Consider the following 16,046-nt stretch of genomic DNA (forward strand, 5'->3'; position numbering starts at 1 on the left):
TGCCGAAATGCGCCGAGTGTCAACCGGATGCGGCGTCACCCTGGTCGACTTCGAATCCGTCGCCGCCACGACACATCCGCGCGTACGGGCCGAGGACCGACTCCATCCGGGCCCCCTCGGCCACGCGCTGGTCGCCTGTGCTGTCGCCGCGAGCCTCGCCGATACCCGGCTCCGATGACAGCTCGCGTGACCCAGCGCCAGCACTCGAGCACACCCTCGCCCCGGCACTCACCGCAGCATTGCAGTGGATGACGAAACACCTGCTCCGGCGGGTCGTCCGCCGACTCCACGGCCGCTCTTCGAGCACGAATATCGCTCCCGAGCGGCCCGAGTTGCTACCCGTCTGTGCCTGACTGCCGCTGCTCCCGTTGGATGAGGGGGAGCACTATCCGCCGAGGTTGGTGAGTAGGAAGTCGCGGGCGACAGCGGACGCAAGTTCGAACTGCTCGTCGTAGACAGCGAAGTGCGGGCCGGGAATCAGCGCCAGTTGCTTGGGTTCCAGTGCCTCGGCATAGCTCTGCAGCGCGATATCGCTCGGCGTCAGCGTGCCCTGATCGGCGATCACCATCAGCAGTGGTGTCGGGGAAACGCGCCGCAGGAAGGCTTCCGGGGCGTAGGACTGGAATTTGTCGACGCTGGAGAGCGTGACCTCATTGCGCCAGGTGGGGATCTGCGGGCCGTTGGCCATCAGCCAGTTGTAGACCTCGATACCCGGCATGGCCACGAGTTCGGTGGGATCATCGGAGGCCGCCTTGATCAGCTGATGCGGCTTGCCAGAGGCGCGGGCCTGCCGGTCGGCGGCGATGGCCGCGTGGACCGCGGGCAGCATGATGGACGGGACCAAACTGCGGAAGTTGGCCCAGCCGTTGGTCAGTGGCACCTGCGATACGACCGCGCGCACCCGCCGATCGGTCGCCGCGACGACCAACACGTGGCCGCCGGCGAAACTGGTTCCCCACACGCCGATGCGTTCCGGATCGATGCCCTCCAAGGTCTGCGCGAAGGTGATCGCATCGCGGTAACCCTCGATCTGGGCGACGGGGTCGACCTCATAACGCGGTTCACCATCGGAGGTCCCGAATCCAGGGTGGTCGTACACCAGACAGGCCAGCCCGGCTTTGCTGAACACTTCGGCGAAGGGGGCCACCCATTCCTTGACGCCCGCGAAACCGTGCGTCATCACCACCAGCGGGACGGGGCCCGACGCACCTTCCGGCCTGAAGAGCCAGCCCCGCAATGTCACTGCGCCACTGGTGAATTCGATATCGACCCGCATCCGATTCCCTCCATTGCTTCCGTCCTGTAACGAAGGTACGGCGCGGATGACGCGATGTCGAGGGCCGTGCGCGGAGGCCGGATCAGGTCCACAACACAGCGATGAATACATTCACGATCGCCAAACCACCGGACGCGTGCGTCATCCACGGCACCGGCTTCCCCTTTTTGGCATCCGCTCGACCGATCTCGGCGAATGCGGCAACCAATACGGAGATGACCAACTTGGTGCCGATCTTCGCCATATTTGGATCCTTGCCGAGCGAATCGATCGAATCGGCCATGCCCACCAGTATCAGACCAGTGACGAGCAATGCCCGCGCACCCCACACCATCAGCTCGGATACTCCCGGCTGTCCGGCGACATACCCGCCCACAATCGCCGCCATGCTCAACAGGTGGGCGACAACGACGATGTTGTACACGACCTCCACGTTCCAAACTCCCTCCGTCACAGTGGCTGTTCTGACACAAGAGTCTTCCAGCACCCCCGCTCGCCGACAGGGAAATCCGAGGCAGCGACTCGGCTCGATCGGACCCGATACCGTGCGGCCGGCTGGCTACCATGACGAAGACGCTGAGCAACGCACACATGGGGTTTCTACGTCGATGACATCGAGGCAACCGTCGCGCGCCTGCGGGCCCACGGCGTGGTGTTCGAGGAATACGACGGCACCGTCAACGGCATCAAGGACATCGCGGGCAACTATCCGAGTAAGGGACGAGCCGAGCGAGGCGCGTGGTTCCGCGACAGCGAAGGCAACCTCCTGGGCATTGGCCAGGTGGTGCCTTAGACGAGTAGGTTCGAGGCCCGATCAGCGATCGCTGCCCAGGATCAACCCGGCTCCGCTGCCAACGCACGAGGCAATGTGCGCCGCCTCCCTCAGGTCATTCGCCGGGTGAGCGCCTTGTCCAACGGCGCCGCTCGAGCTCGTCGTCGTCGACGAAGACAAGCATCGGCCGACCGGGAGCCATGATCATCGTGACCAGGAACCGCAGCGGGATGTCGGTGCGATTGTTGCCGTCCTGGAAGTGGATCACGTCTCCGCCGGGTTCCCAGAATGCCTCGCCGGCCTTGATCACCCGCGGCGAATCACCTTCCAGTTCGAAGACCATCTCGCCGTCCAGCACGCAACCGAAACACGGCCCGCCGGGGTGGCGGTGTGGTGCGAGCCCGGTTTCGCCGGGCGGCCACTCGATCAGCAAGGTCATCACTTCCCCGTCCGCCGGCAGAAAGGGCGGGGTGACGCGCTGCAGCACAGTCATCGCGTTCTGCAACTTGTCATCGGCGTCCTGTTCGGACATCGTGTCTCCTTTGTTGTCAGACGGCTGTACCCACTGTCAGCATGCGATGTAGATCCGGTGATAAAGCTCTGCCCCGGGGCGGCCAGCTATCGTGGGCCAACCCTGATCGAACGTCGTCGGGGGCAATCCGGGCGTTCTCGCCGGCAGTAGTGCTTTCCGGCCATCGATCTCATCAAAAGGGCCCGACCATATGAGAACCGGCTTCACCTTGCGGCCGGAAACGTCGTCGGTGCGGCGGGCCGAATCGACCAGGTTTTGCGTCTCAGGGCAGGCGACGTCAGCATAACGGCCCTGCGGCTACCTGGCGGCAACCTCGGCCGAAACTCGGACATCCGTCCCACGAGATGTGACCCATCTACTGAGGTTCTTCCGAGATTCGCAGTACCACAGCGCACCATCCGTCGATCGCGGCCCAGGTCGGGCCCGATCCCGGTCGCCGACTGATCGCCGGAACGATCGGATCTGACGGTATCAGATACTGTATATCTGACAGTAGGGTGCGAATCCGTAAGCGGCCAGAGAAGACGCGGGTACGACAGTGAGCGATGACGACACCACCGACGGCACAGTGCACAGTCACCGGGACGGCCCCCTGCTGCGCCTGACCCTGGACCGCCCCGCACAGCGCAATGCACTCAGCCCCACCATGATCGACGATCTCGTCGGCGCACTCACCGCTGCCGCCACCGACGACACCCTGCGCGTCATCCACCTCCAGGGCGTGGGCGGCGACTTCTGCTCCGGAGTGGACTGGGTCGCCACCAACAGCGACCGCCGCCGCCCCCGGACCGGTGACCTCGTCCGGCGCATCCCGCATACCGCGCACCGCGTCATCGAACTCGTCCACACCATTCACCTACCGGTGGTGTGCACCGTCCGCGGCTGGGCGGCGGGTATGGGATGCAACCTCGCGCTCGCGGCCGACTTCACCATCGCCGCCGACGACGCCGTGTTCTGGGAACCCTTCCTGGCCCGCGGATTCAGTCCGGATACCGGATCCACCTGGCTACTGCCTCGTCTCGTCGGCCTGACCCGAGCCAGACGACTCCTGCTACTCGGCGAGCAGGTGGCGGCCACCGACGCGGCCGACTGGGGCCTCATCCATGAGGTCACCGCATCCGCCGAACTCGAAGAGCACACCGAGGCGCTACTCACCCGCCTCGGGGCGGCGGCGACCATCGCCTTCGGACTCACCAAACAGGCCATCCATCACAACCAGCACACCACCCTGCCCGAAGCACTGAACCACGAACTGTTCGCCCTCGAACTCGCCTGCCGCACAACGGATTTCAAGGAGGGCCTGGCCGCCTTCCAACAGCGTCGCCCACCGGATTTCCGGGGTCGATAGCACCACCCGCGCTACCGAACCTCCGGCTCCGGCACATAGAAGTGTTCGTCCCGCAGTCGGAATGCCTCCTTGGTCCCATGCTCGGCACGTGTTTTGACGAAGTTGAATTCGCCTGGAGCGAATTGCAGATTGGTTCCGAAGGCGTGGAACAGATAGCTGGCCACTTCCTCGCCTTGATATACCTGACTCTGCTCGACGAGCCGGAACGCCTCCTTGGCGATGACGACACCGTCGGCAGGCATTTTCGCGGCCTTCTCCGCCCAGTATCGCGCCCGCGCGGTCACCGCGACCGGTTCGCACGTCTCGGTGAAGACGCCGAGGTGTTCGATATCGCCCGCCTCGATGATGTCCCCGGTCAAAAGCAGCCGGCGGGCAAGTACCGGCCCGAGCCGGTGGAAGAACATATGCAGGCTGCCGAGCGCGGGACCGAGGAAGCGAGTCGCGGGCATACCGATTTTCGTATCCCGCGCGATCACCGAGATATCGGTCATCAGCGCCATTTCGAAACCGCCACCGAGTGCGTAGCCATTGATCTCCCCCACCGTGACCTTCGGAAAGCCGAGGAAATTGTGGTAGAAGTCGAACGTTTTGCGGTCCACCGTCAGCCGGCGTCGTTGGCTGGGCCGATTCTTGGCGGGCCGATTGCCGTTCCCGGCGCCCTCGCCGTACCAACCGTAGGCGTTGTTCATATCCGCGCCGGTGCTGAAAATGCCGTCCGTCCCGCGCACGAGGACGACGGTGATGTCGTCGTCCTCGGCGATCTGGTCCAGGTATCGGGCCAGACCGTCACGCATGGCCGCATCGTAGGAGTTGCGCCGGCTGGGATTGTTCAGCGTGACGGTGGCGATCCTCTTGTCCGGGTCCACGTGACAGAGCACGCGGCCATCGGCGGCGCTGGAATTTGTCATCGGTATGTCTCTTCCTTCTCTTCCGGGGATCGTTTTCCGTATCGCACCCCGGTCAGCCGCTCGGGCGGTACGGCGACCGTCTGGACGACTGCCGTGCAGAGCACCTCGTCCGCCAGAATCAGCCGCGCTGTCGATTCGATGCCGGCCTCCCCCACCGACCGGACGATGTCGAACCGCAACTCGACGAGAATCGGCGTCGGGCGGCGATAGGTCACATTCAGCGAGCGAGTCTTGCCGGTCAGGCCCACCACACAGCTCTGGTGTTGGACGACGGCGTCGAAGAAGATCGCGAGGAAGCCGCCGTGCACGAGCCCGGGTGGACCTTCGTACACCAGCGGAAAGGTGACCCGGCCCGCGGCTGCGGCGACGCCGAGATGGTCGAATCGGTATTCCGGGAAACAGGGATTGAATGCGCCGATGTCCGACGCGTGATCCAGATAGACCCGCTGCGAAGCACTTTGGTCGGCCCCGACCCGTGGGGCCGGATCCGGCGGGACCGCCCGGCGCAGTTCGCGCTCCCATTCGGCGAATCGCCGGAGCATGGTGTCGACGGTCGGATTGGGATGCTCCAACGACAGCAGTAACCCGCTGAGCCTGCGGATGGCCGCGGCCGCGGCCATGGTCTGCGGCAGCGGCTGCTCCCCGAAACGAATCGCCGATCCCGCGGCGGTCGCCGTACCGATCTCAGTGGCTTGTCCGTGCTCGGCCATCGGACCTCTTTCGTCGTCGCTTTGCAGAAGCCTAACGGTACTATCTACTGTATATATATCAGTAGTGTGCGTCAGCAGCTGTGCCCAGGAAGGAATCCCATGCCGTTCGACACCATCGGATACGACGTCGACGGGCATACGGCCACCGTCACACTGAACCGGCCGGACGCCCTCAACGCGCTCAGTCCGCACATGATCACCGAATTGCGGGCCGCTTACGACGAGGCGGAGAACGACGACAAGGTCTGGTCGATCGTCGTCACCGGTACCGGGCGGGCCTTCTGCACCGGCGCGGATGTGAAGGCCATCCCTGGTGACGGCAAAGTGATCAACGAACGGCCGTATCTGTCCACCTATGAGCAGTGGGAAGCACCCCAGGAGGGCACACCGCCGTTCCGCACCATGACCAAACCGATCCTGGCCGCGATCAACGGATTGTGTTGCGGCGCCGGGCTCGACTGGGTCACCACCGGGGATATCGTCATCGCCTCGGAGCGGGCGAGCTTCTTCGACCCGCACGTCAGCATCGGCTTGGTCGCGGGCCGGGAGGTGGTGCGCCTGGCCAGGGTGCTGCCGCGTTCGGTCGCGCTGCGCATGGCACTGATGGGTAAGCACGAACGAATGAGTGCGCAGCGCGCCTACGAGTTGGGCATGATCACCGAGGTCGTCGCGCACGACCAACTCCTCGACCGCGCACACGAAATTGCCGATATCATCAATTCCAATGCGCCGCTTGCGGTTCGAGGCACCCGCCTGGCCATCGTCAAAGGACTCGACGTGCCGCTGCACGAAGCGGAGATGCTCGCCGAATCATTCCGGGAGCGCGTCACCCGCACCCGAGACGCGCTCGAGGGGCCCCAAGCCTTCATCGAAAAGCGGACCCCGGATTGGCAGTGCCGATGAGTACCGAATTCGAAACCATTCTGCTGGAGGTGGATCCCGTCGACCGGATCGCCACCATCACCTTGAACCGGCCGGATCGTCTCAACGCCTTCGACCGCACCATGTGCGAGGAAATCGAACGTGCCTGGCAGATCGTCAAATTGGACGATGCGGTCAATGCCGTCGTGGTGCGCGCGGCGGGCGCGCGGGCATTCAGCGCCGGTTTGGATATCAAGAAGCCCTACGGGCAGCCCGCCAGTGTGTGGCATCACGAGGATCCGGGCGAAGCACTCAGCCCGAAGTGGCAGAAGATGTGGAAACCGGTGATCTGCGCCGTACACGGCATCTGCACCGCGGGCGCGTTCTACTTCGTCAACGAGGCCGACATCGTGATCTGTTCGTCCGAGGCCACCTTTTTCGACTCACATGTCTCGGCGGGGCTGGTCTCCGCATTGGAACCCGTCGGACTCATGCGACGCGTCGGGCTCGGCGACACCTTGCGGATGGCGCTGATGGGCAATGACGAACGGGTCGGCGCGGAAACCGCGTTGCGCATCGGACTCGTGACGGAAGTGGTCGACCGCGACCGACTCTGGGCCCGCGCGCACGAGATCGCCGCCACCGTCGCCGCCAAACCACCCGCGGCCACGCAGGGCACGGTCAAGGCGATCTGGGAATCACTCGACAAACCCTATCGAGCCGCGCTGGACCACGGACTCATCTATACACGCCTCGGCAATCCGATCGGTACCGCCCAACTGGCCGACGAGCGAAACGGCACTGCGCCACAGCGTGTTCCGACCGAACCGAGGATCCGATGACGAACGATTTTCCGAGCGACGACCATCCACTGATCCGACGCATCGCCGATGTGCTCGACCTGCGCCCGGACGCACCCGCGATCGAGTACGACGACCGATGGTTCTCATGGCGACAGCTCGGCGATATGGCACGTCGCATCCGCTCGCACACCGCCGCACCCGGAACGCGGCCGCGGCAGGTCGGCATCCTGCTGCGCAATCGGCCCGAGCACGTTGCCGCCTTTCTCGGCGTCCTGCTGGGTGGCGGCAGCGTCGTGGTGATCAATCCGGCACGCGGTGACGACCGGATCCGAGCCGATATCGCCGCGCTGCGGCTGCCACTGGTGATCGGACGGCCCAGTGATCTCGCGGCACTGGTCACGAGCGATTCGGGTACGGCGACGGTATCGATCTCGGAATTGGATGTGGAACCGCACGCGGCCGCGGCTACCGTCCATCCGCGCGATTGCGGTACGGCCGAACCAGGGGTGGCGGTACGCATGCTGACCAGCGGCACGACCGGTCCCCCGAAGCGGGTCGATATCACCTACGACATGCTCGCGCGCAGCGTGCTCGGAACCGACCCGAGTCGTGCGACACCGCCCACCGAACCACGACACGGTATCGCGATCGTGAATGCGCCATTGGTCCACATCGGCGGCATATTCCGAATACTGCAGTGCGTCACCGAGGCTCGGCCGTTCGTGCTGTTGCCACGGTTCGAACTCGGCGGCTGGGCCGCGGCGGTGCGCGCGCATCGTCCGGCCGCGGTATCACTGGTACCCGCCGCATTGCGCACAGTGCTGCATTCGGATCTGGGCCGGGACGATCTGGCGGGCATCCGCGTCGTCACCTCGGGCACGGCGCCGCTGTCGGCCGCCGACGCCGACGCCTTCTACGAGAAGTTCGGCATCCCGGTCCTGACGTCGTATGCCGCAACCGAATTCGGCGGCGGCGTCGCGGGCTGGACGCTGGCTGATCACCAGCGGCACTGGAATGCCAAGCGCGGCAGCGTCGGTCGCGCGAGCGGCGGCGCCCGGTTGCGGGTTGTCGACGAGAACGGCACCGTCCTCGGCGCCGACCGGCCCGGCCTGCTCGAGGTCATCCCCGGCCAGCTCGGTCCGTCGGCGGACTGGATCCGCACCACCGATCTCGCTCGCATCGATGCCGATGGATTTCTGTGGATCCTGGGGCGGGCCGATCAGGCGATCATCCGGGGTGGTTTCAAGATCATGCCCGACGATGTGCGCGCTGCCCTGGAAGGCCACCCCGCCGTGCTGGGGGCGGCGGTGGTGGCCCGGCCCGACCAACGCCTCGGGGAGACACCGGTGGCATTGGTGGAACTGCGCGATCGCGCCACCGCTGGAACCGACGAGTTGGTCCAGTTCCTTCGAACGCGCCTGGCGGCGTACGAGATTCCCACCGAGATCGGCATTGTCGAAGCCATTCCGCGAACACCGTCCGGCAAGGCAGATCTGAGCGCGGTGCGGCGCCACTTCGGCGAACCCGCGGCCGCCGTGCGAGGCGACGATGGCCACTGATTCCCCCACGGTGGCACAACTCCTGTACGAACACGCCCGAACCAGGCCCGATCATCCGCTGTTGATCTGCGACGACGAACGCCTCGGCTATGGCCGAGCGCAGCGCCGCTCGGCCCGGCTCGCCCGTGGACTCATCGCACTCGGGGCCGGTAAAGGCACCCATATCGGGCTGCTGTATCCCAACGGCGCCGACTTCGTCGTCGGCGCGCTGGCGGCCGCGCGGATCGGTGCCGTGATCGTCCCGTTCTCGACGTTCGCCACCGCGGGGGAGATACGCGAGCAGTTGGTCGACAGCGATATCCGAATCCTGCTGGCCGCCGCGAGCTTTCGCTCCCACGACTATGTCCAGCGGCTGACCGAGGTGCTCACCAGCTCGAAATTCGGCTCCGGGGGCAGACTGTTGTGCAGCACTGTCCCCCAGCTGCGCCACGTCGCCATCAGCTATGGCACGGACCCGCGCCGGATCCGCAGTATCGAGGGCCTCGACCACTTCGCCGAGTCTGTCGACGAGGCATTGCTCACCGCGATGGAAGACGATGTCGAAGGCTCGGACCAGCTGGCCATCATCTACACCTCCGGATCCACCAGCGCGCCCAAGGGGGTCGTGCACACCCACGGCGCACTGCTCGACCACCAGCGGAACCTGAACGAGATCCGCGGACTCACCGGGACAGACATCTTGTTCTGCAACTCGCCGTTCTTCTGGATCGGCGGATTCGCCTTCGGACTGCTGGCGACCCTGGTCGCCGGATCGACGCTGGTGTGCTCCAACACCACCGACGCCGGTGCGACCCTCGATCTACTCGAGGCCGAAAAGCCCACGATGACAAATGGTTTCACGGCGGCTATCGCCCACCTCGCCCGGCATCCCAGCTTCGCCGATCGCGATCTGTCCAGTATGCGCCGAGGCAACCTCTACCCGATCATGGCCGAGGAGGCGCGCCCCCGAGATCCCGAGCTGCGCCACAATATGCTCGGCATGACCGAGGCGGGCAGTGTCGTGCTGCTCAGCGGCGACGAATCCGATCAACCGGAGCAGCGCCGCGGCTCATTCGGCAAACCCGCCCCCGGATTCGACATCAGGATCGTCGACCCGGACACCGGTGCCGAGGTAGGAACCGGCGAGATCGGCGAGCTGTGTATCCGCGGGCCCTATGTCATGCAGGGCTACTACAAGCGCAGCCGGGAGCAGAGTTTCGACGCCGACGGCTGGTTCCACACCCGTGATCTGGTGCGCGTCGACGGCGACGGCTTCGTCTACTACATCGGCAGATACGGTTCGATGATCAAGACCGTGGGCGCGAACGTCTCCCCCGGTGAAGTCGAGAAGGCCATCACCAAGATCACCGCAGCCACCGCGCACGTGCTCGGCATCCCCGATGCGGAGCGAGGTCAGACGGTCGCGGCGGTGATCGTGACACCGAACGGCGGCGCCATCGACGACCTACCGGAACGACTTCGAACGGAACTGTCGGCGTACAAGATTCCCGAGCGGTTCGTCTTCGCGCGAGCCGCCGACATACCGGTGCTCTCCAGCGGCAAGGTCGATGTCCAACGACTCCGAAAGATGTTCGATGCCTGAGGATGTCGCGGCGAGCGCATGCACCGTCGATGCATTGATACGACTGCGCGCCCACCACAACGGAGCCGACACGGCGATCATCGATCCGATCGCACACCTGACCTACGCCGAACTCGACACGACGACACACCAGCTGGCTACAGCATTCGTCGAAGCCGGTGTCGGCAAGAGCACCCGGGTGGGATTGATCATGCCCAATAGCGTCGGCTGGGTACAGTTCGCTGTCGCTCTCACACGTATCGGCGCGGTGCTGGTCCCGCTCAGCACCTTGTTGAAGACCCCGGAGCTGGTTGCGCAATTGCGCGTCGCCGCAGTGGAATTCGTGATCACGGTCGAGGAGTTCCGTGGGCATCGCTATGTCGAGGGTCTCCGATCCGAGCTGGGGCTCCACGATCTCGGCGACGCACCGATCCGACATCCCGCGCTGCCCGCGCTACGGCGGGTGTGGACGGTCGATCAGGTGGATGGGCTGCCGGTCACCGCGACGGCCACCGAGGTCGCCGCGGCTCTGGCGCGCACTGTCGTCGCCGCCGATCCGCTGACGATCATGTTCACTTCCGGAAGCCGAAGTCTCCCCAAGGGCGTGATCCACTCGCACGGCAACGCATTCGGTGCCGTACGCTCCGGACTCGCCAGCCGATGCATCGACAGCGGCACCAGGCTGTACCTGCCGATGCCCTTCTTCTGGGTGGGCGGCTTCGGCGGTGGCGTCCTGTCCGCGCTGCTGGCGGGCGCCACCCTGGTTACCGAGGCGATTGCCCGACCGGAGGCCACATTGCGACTACTGGAACGCGAGCAGGTCACCCTCTTTCGTGGCTGGCCCGATCAGGCCGAAATGCTCGCGCGCCAAGCGGATACGATCGGCGCCGACCTCTCGGCGTTGCGACTGGGCAGCCTCGAGGCACTACTACCGCCCGAGCAGCGCTCGCGACCCGGTGCGCGTGCCAACTTGTTCGGCATGACCGAATCTTTCGGCCCCTACTGTGGTTACCGCGCCGACACCGATATGCCCGACACCGCGGCAGGCAGCTGCGGACGACCGTTTGCCGGGATGGAGGTGCGCATCGTCGATCCGGCGGACGGCAGCCCGGCACGCGCGGGCACGGTGGGTGAGATCCAACTCCGCGGACCGCATACGCTGCGCGGCATATGCCGCCGCGGTCGGGCAGACCTGCTGACCGTCGACGGGTTCTATCCCACGGGGGATCTCGGCCATCTCGACGACGGCGGGTTCCTGTTCTATCACGGCCGCTCCGACGACATGTTCAAGGTCAGCGGTGCCACCGTCTATCCCAGCGAAGTGGAACAGGCGCTGCGCGGTATCGACGGTGTCGAGAACGCCTTCGTCACCAATGTCGTTCGGGGGCGGGGCGATCAGGTGGCCGCGGCCATCGTGGGCGATATCGCCATCGATCGGCTCAGTGCCGACGCGCGGCAACGGCTCAGCGCGTTCAAGGTGCCGACGATCTGGTTGCTGCTGAAGTCCGACGAGCGCATCCCACGCGGATCGACCGGCAAGGTCGATATCACGGCATTGCGCGACTTGCTGTCGCGCCATGGCAGTAACTGAATTCGGTGCGTTCGACGACAAAGTGAGCGAAAAACATGACAGCGATGCAAGCGATCCGCGGGCTCCTCGACCACATCGGATTCCGTAGAAGCGGCGGCGCGGACGACTCACCGGTTTGGGAGCTTCCGGTCGCTCCGCACGTGGTCAATACCTCGGGTGGATTACAGGGCGGGCTGATCGCGACGCTGGCCGATATCGCCGCGGGCACAGCGGCATTGGCGACTCGACCGAACGGCGGTGGCGTGGTCACCTCGGATCTGAGTGTGCGGTATTTTCGCGCCATCACCGACGGCGCGGCGCGCGCCGTGACCAAGATCGTGCATGCGGGTCGGCGGTCCATCGTGGTCCAGGTCGAAGTGCGCAGCATGCCGGGTGATGAGTTGGCCGCACTCGCGACCGTCAACTTCGCCACGGTCGAGTTCAATACCGGCGCGACAGAGTCGTAGTCGAGCACGGTCGAGTTCGTCGGGGCGGCTCAGCTGTCGAGGTGGTACCGCGGCAGCGCCGGTGCAGCGTCACCTGATCCGACACCACCCGGACATTGTGGATCACCGACTCGCGGGCCACCACGAGTGTCGGCGGTGCCCAGCTTCTCCGCCATGCCGGACCGGTGGCGTCAGCCGCGGCCGTACATCGCCGCTACCGCGTCCAGCTTCGCCTTCAACGCCGCATTCCGCGGCAATTGTTCGACCATTGCGATCGCCACCGGCACGTGGTGGCTCGGAAGTGCTTGCCGGACTCGTTCTTTCAGCTCAATCTCCGTCGGGGCAGGCACCCCACGCCGGACCTCCACCGCAGCGAAGGGCACCTGGCCCAGCCGCGCATCGAGCACACCGACCACACAGGCGTCGCGGACCGCGGGATGTCCGAGCAGTACCTTGCGCACGGTCTCGGGCAGGATCTTGAATCCACCGCGATTGATCGCGCCGTCGCCCCGGCCGTGCACCGTGACGAAACCGTCGGCGTCCACCGACGCGAGATCGGTCGTGCGCACCCAATTCGGGCCGAGCACAGCCACTCTGGCTTCCAGAAAGCCCTGCGCGCCGGTCGCCACCGCGGATCCGGTCGTCGCGTCGACCACCCGGACCTGAACACCCGGCAGCGGCCTGCCGACACTGCCCTCCTTGGTCACACCGAATCGCCGGTGCAGCTCGGGCGTCCACGCACAGACCGAACCCGCGAACTCGGTCGCCCCGTACGCCCACAGCAGCGGAATACCATAGCGCTGCTCGAATTCCGCGCGCAGTTCCGCTTCCAATGGCCCGGAACCGCCCGGCAGATACTCCAGCGATGCCAGATCTTCGCGCGGCACATCGGCCTGCAAAATCATTCGCAGAATGGTCGGCTGCACGCCGGCCCGCTTGATCCGGTAGGTCTTGACGGCTCGAACCCACTCCTCGACGCTGAACTTCTCCAGCAGCACCATCCGCTTCCCGAGAAACGGGCCGGCGAGCAACTGACAGATACCCACACTGCCGAATGGCCAGTACACCAGCTCCGGCGGATCGTCGGGCGCGGCGGTTTCGCCGCCGGTCATGCTCCGGACGGTATGTTCGAGTGCGGCCAGCGGAATCGGCACTCGTTTCGGCGGTCCCGTCGTTCCGCTGGTCAAGATGTGCAAGCCGGGTACCTCGACCACCGGATCCGCGGCGCGAGTGCGTGGCAGCACCGTCTCGACCCGCGGCGGATCCAGCGAAAGCGACACCCCGACACTGCCGACTCGCTCACATGCCGCCAGCACCGGCGCGGTCCAATCCTGACGGTCGGCGATGACCGCGCTCGGCCGTACTTCCTCGATGTCGCGGGCCATGGACTCGGCGGACTGATAGGAGTTGATCATCGCGATCGGGCGAGACCGGGCGATGCATCCGAGCAGGGCCGCGGCATGCGGTACGCGGTTGCGAACTACGACGGCGATCCGCTCGGATATCGAGACATCGGCGGATACAAGTGCCGGTTCGATCGCACGGATGTAGTCGACGATCTCCTCGCCCGTATACCACCGCTGCTCGAACTCGATACACGGCCGATCACCGTAGTCGGCCAGGCGGGCCGATAGTTGCTTCGCGAATTCCGCAGTGCCGCTGCTATTTTCGTTGCGAGACGATGGTGTCATCGGAATCGACATGATCTTCAGGAGACCGTCATGGCCTGCGGCCGGTAGAAGATCGCGAGTTGCCCGATACCGGACACCGATCCCAGACCGGCCGCGATCGCGAGACCCACCCAGCCGTCGGGTTGATCGGTGCCGAAGAGCAGCCGATCGATGCTGATCCGCCCGGCGCCCAGTGTCGCGACGGCTATCGCCGCCACCGCGAGCACCATGTTGTACTCCCAGCCGTTGCCCACGATGAAGAATCCGTTCGACCGATGGACGGTCCACGCCGCCACCACCATGAGCGCGACGAATCCGGCGCCGGCGACCGGGGTGAGCAGGCCGACCGCGAGTGCGGTACCGAAGCCGATCTCACAGCCCGCTGCCAGGCGCGCGTGCAGCGCGCCCGGTTTCATCCCGATGCTGTCGAACCACGCGGCAGTCCCGGCAAGCCGTCCGCCCGAGAAGATCTTGCCGTACCCGTGCGCGGCCATGGTCAGACCGAGGCACACTCGCAGTATCAACAGACCGAGGTCATAAGCATTCATCGCAGCACCAATACATCGAGAACGAAGGTCTGGCACCCGGCCCGCGCGGACCGCCCCGGAGCGCTACCGTATTCCATACCGCTGGCATTACAGTAATGTTATAGACAACAGCTGAGCGGTCAAGCGAACGACGACACCGGCGCCGACGCCGGATTCCAGGAGGCCATGTCATGACGAGTTCATCCACCGGCGTCGATGCGGTCGCGCCGGAGGATTTCCGCGAAATCTTGGACCAGACCAGGAAGTTCGTCCGAGCCGTCGTCGTCGAGCGGGAGCGCGAGATCGCCGAGGAAAACCGGATGCCCGACGAGATCGTCGAACAGGCCAAGGCGATGGGACTTTTCGGCTACGCCATTCCCCAGGAATGGGGCGGGCTCGGCCTCGATCTCGCACAGGACGTCGAGCTGGCGATGGAGTTCGGCTACACCACGCTCGCGTTGCGATCGATGTTCGGCACCAATAACGGGATCGCGGGCCAGGTACTGGTCGGATTCGGCACCGAGGAGCAGAAGTCGAGGTGGCTCGAGCACATCGCCTCCGGCGCGGTGGTCGCCTCGTTCGCACTCACCGAATCCGGGGCGGGTTCCAACCCGGCGTCGTTGCGGAGTACAGCGGTCCGCTCCGGGCCGGACTGGATCATCAACGGCGAGAAGCGATTCATCACCAATGCTCCCGTGGCGGATCTGTTCGTCGCCTTCGCCCGTACCCGCCCGGCCGACGAAAACGGCGCCGGAATCGCGGTATTCCTCGTCCCCGCCGACTCCCCCGGCGTCGAGGTCGGACCCAAGGACCGCAAGATGGGACAGGAGGGTGCGTGGACGGCGGAGGTGCGGTTCCAGGATGTGCGCGTCGGACCCGAAGCGCTGGTCGGCGGGAGCGAGGATATCGGCTACCGCGCGGCGATGACCTCACTGGCCCGCGGCCGGATCCATATCGCCGCACTCGCGGTCGGGGCCGCGCAACGCGCCCTCGACGAGTCGGTGGCCTACGCCGCGACAGCTACTCAGGGCGGCACCGTGATCGGACAGTTCCAGTTGGTGCAGGCCATGCTCGCCGATATGCAGACCGGGGTCATGGCGGGCCGAGCGCTGGTCCGCGATGCGGCGCGCAGCTGGGTCGCGGGCGACGACCGGCGCATCGCACCATCGGTCGCGAAGCTGTACTGCACCGAAATGGCAGGCAAGGTAGCCGATTTGGCGGTGCAGGTGCACGGCGGCACCGGCTATATGCGCGATGTGGCCGTCGAACGCATCTACCGCGATGTCCGCCTGCTGCGACTGTACGAGGGCACCAGCGAGATTCAGCGCCTGATCATCGGCGGCGGACTCGTCAAGAACGCCCGGCGCGGGCACTAATAGACCGCAGCGTCGACAGCACGACCGATGCGGAAGCCCTACTCAGGCAAGTAGGTCGACTGCTTGCCGTGAGCACCCGCGCGCACCACAGCTCGAGCTGCTCTAACTCGCCATCCCGGACGCCATC

At 65.5% G+C, this 16,046-nt stretch carries 17 protein-coding genes; 10 read left to right on the forward strand and 7 right to left on the reverse strand.

Annotated features, from left to right (window positions below):
• Positions 1-16: 16 nt before the first annotated feature.
• Complete coding sequence (locus AB0L58_RS03430; RefSeq protein WP_364380350.1) at positions 17-178, forward strand: hypothetical protein; 162 nt, start codon at positions 17-19, stop codon at positions 176-178.
• Positions 179-385: 207 nt separating this feature from the next.
• On the opposite strand, the gene AB0L58_RS03435 is transcribed toward AB0L58_RS03430, so the two are convergent.
• Both AB0L58_RS03435 and AB0L58_RS03440 read right to left on the reverse strand, forming a co-directional pair.
• Positions 386-1,276 carry an alpha/beta fold hydrolase gene (locus tag AB0L58_RS03435; protein WP_364380353.1) on the reverse strand — a complete coding sequence of 297 codons (891 nt, stop codon included), beginning with the start codon at positions 1,274-1,276 and terminating at the stop codon, positions 386-388.
• A gap of 82 nt (positions 1,277-1,358) precedes the next feature.
• Positions 1,359-1,709 (reverse strand): hypothetical protein, encoded by a 351-nt coding sequence (locus AB0L58_RS03440; RefSeq protein WP_364381733.1) that lies wholly within the window; start codon positions 1,707-1,709, stop codon positions 1,359-1,361.
• A 216-nt stretch (positions 1,710-1,925) separates the two neighbouring features.
• On the opposite strand from AB0L58_RS03440, the gene AB0L58_RS03445 reads away from it, so the two are divergent.
• Positions 1,926-2,069 (forward strand): hypothetical protein, encoded by a 144-nt coding sequence (locus AB0L58_RS03445; RefSeq protein ID WP_364380356.1) that lies wholly within the window; start codon positions 1,926-1,928, stop codon positions 2,067-2,069.
• Between the two features lie 94 nt (positions 2,070-2,163).
• On the opposite strand, the gene AB0L58_RS03450 is transcribed toward AB0L58_RS03445, so the two are convergent.
• Positions 2,164-2,580 carry a cupin domain-containing protein gene (locus tag AB0L58_RS03450; RefSeq protein WP_364380359.1) on the reverse strand — a complete coding sequence of 139 codons (417 nt, stop codon included), beginning with the start codon at positions 2,578-2,580 and terminating at the stop codon, positions 2,164-2,166.
• 538 nt (positions 2,581-3,118) lie between these two features.
• On the opposite strand from AB0L58_RS03450, the gene AB0L58_RS03455 reads away from it, so the two are divergent.
• Positions 3,119-3,928: an enoyl-CoA hydratase-related protein gene (locus AB0L58_RS03455; RefSeq protein ID WP_364380362.1), complete on the forward strand. Its 810-nt coding sequence runs from the start codon at positions 3,119-3,121 to the stop codon at positions 3,926-3,928.
• 11 nt (positions 3,929-3,939) lie between these two features.
• On the opposite strand, the gene AB0L58_RS03460 is transcribed toward AB0L58_RS03455, so the two are convergent.
• Together AB0L58_RS03460 and AB0L58_RS03465 are read right to left on the reverse strand one after the other, a co-directional pair.
• Positions 3,940-4,836, reverse strand: coding sequence for an enoyl-CoA hydratase/isomerase family protein (locus AB0L58_RS03460; protein ID WP_364380365.1), 897 nt, complete (start codon positions 4,834-4,836; stop codon positions 3,940-3,942).
• Complete coding sequence (locus AB0L58_RS03465; protein WP_364380368.1) at positions 4,833-5,546, reverse strand: hypothetical protein; 714 nt, start codon at positions 5,544-5,546, stop codon at positions 4,833-4,835. Before AB0L58_RS03465 ends, AB0L58_RS03460 begins: the two co-directional genes overlap by 4 nt.
• Before the next feature lie 99 nt (positions 5,547-5,645).
• On the opposite strand from AB0L58_RS03465, the gene AB0L58_RS03470 reads away from it, so the two are divergent.
• From AB0L58_RS03470 to AB0L58_RS03495, 6 genes are read left to right on the forward strand one after another with little or no spacing between them, the layout of a single operon-like run.
• Complete coding sequence (locus AB0L58_RS03470; RefSeq protein ID WP_364380371.1) at positions 5,646-6,449, forward strand: enoyl-CoA hydratase/isomerase family protein; 804 nt, start codon at positions 5,646-5,648, stop codon at positions 6,447-6,449.
• Positions 6,446-7,249: an enoyl-CoA hydratase/isomerase family protein gene (locus tag AB0L58_RS03475; RefSeq protein WP_364380374.1), complete on the forward strand. Its 804-nt coding sequence runs from the start codon at positions 6,446-6,448 to the stop codon at positions 7,247-7,249. Before AB0L58_RS03470 ends, AB0L58_RS03475 begins: the two co-directional genes overlap by 4 nt.
• Positions 7,246-8,769: an AMP-binding protein gene (locus tag AB0L58_RS03480; protein WP_364380377.1), complete on the forward strand. Its 1,524-nt coding sequence runs from the start codon at positions 7,246-7,248 to the stop codon at positions 8,767-8,769. Before AB0L58_RS03475 ends, AB0L58_RS03480 begins: the two co-directional genes overlap by 4 nt.
• Positions 8,759-10,351 carry a class I adenylate-forming enzyme family protein gene (locus AB0L58_RS03485; RefSeq protein ID WP_364380380.1) on the forward strand — a complete coding sequence of 531 codons (1,593 nt, stop codon included), beginning with the start codon at positions 8,759-8,761 and terminating at the stop codon, positions 10,349-10,351. The genes AB0L58_RS03480 and AB0L58_RS03485 overlap by 11 nt, the downstream gene beginning before the upstream one ends.
• Positions 10,344-11,921: a class I adenylate-forming enzyme family protein gene (locus AB0L58_RS03490; protein WP_364380383.1), complete on the forward strand. Its 1,578-nt coding sequence runs from the start codon at positions 10,344-10,346 to the stop codon at positions 11,919-11,921. The genes AB0L58_RS03485 and AB0L58_RS03490 overlap by 8 nt, the downstream gene beginning before the upstream one ends.
• Positions 11,922-11,956: 35 nt before the next feature.
• Entirely contained in the window at positions 11,957-12,367 is a 411-nt protein-coding gene (locus AB0L58_RS03495) for a PaaI family thioesterase (RefSeq protein WP_364380387.1), read from the forward strand.
• 170 nt (positions 12,368-12,537) lie between these two features.
• Here AB0L58_RS03495 and AB0L58_RS03500 read toward each other — a convergent pair whose 3' ends face one another.
• Positions 12,538-14,037, reverse strand: a complete 1,500-nt coding sequence (locus tag AB0L58_RS03500; protein ID WP_364380390.1) for a fatty acid--CoA ligase family protein — start codon at positions 14,035-14,037, stop codon at positions 12,538-12,540.
• A gap of 17 nt (positions 14,038-14,054) precedes the next feature.
• Positions 14,055-14,564, reverse strand: a complete 510-nt coding sequence (locus AB0L58_RS03505) for a DoxX family protein (RefSeq protein ID WP_364380392.1) — start codon at positions 14,562-14,564, stop codon at positions 14,055-14,057.
• Between the two features lie 170 nt (positions 14,565-14,734).
• Here AB0L58_RS03505 and AB0L58_RS03510 point away from each other — a divergent pair, with 170 nt between their 5' ends.
• Positions 14,735-15,919: an acyl-CoA dehydrogenase family protein gene (locus tag AB0L58_RS03510; protein ID WP_364380395.1), complete on the forward strand. Its 1,185-nt coding sequence runs from the start codon at positions 14,735-14,737 to the stop codon at positions 15,917-15,919.
• The last annotated feature ends 127 nt before the right edge of the window (positions 15,920-16,046 follow it).

The sequence above is a fragment of the Nocardia sp. NPDC052112 genome, from assembly GCF_040680135.1.
Lineage (GTDB): Bacteria > Actinomycetota > Actinomycetes > Mycobacteriales > Mycobacteriaceae > Nocardia.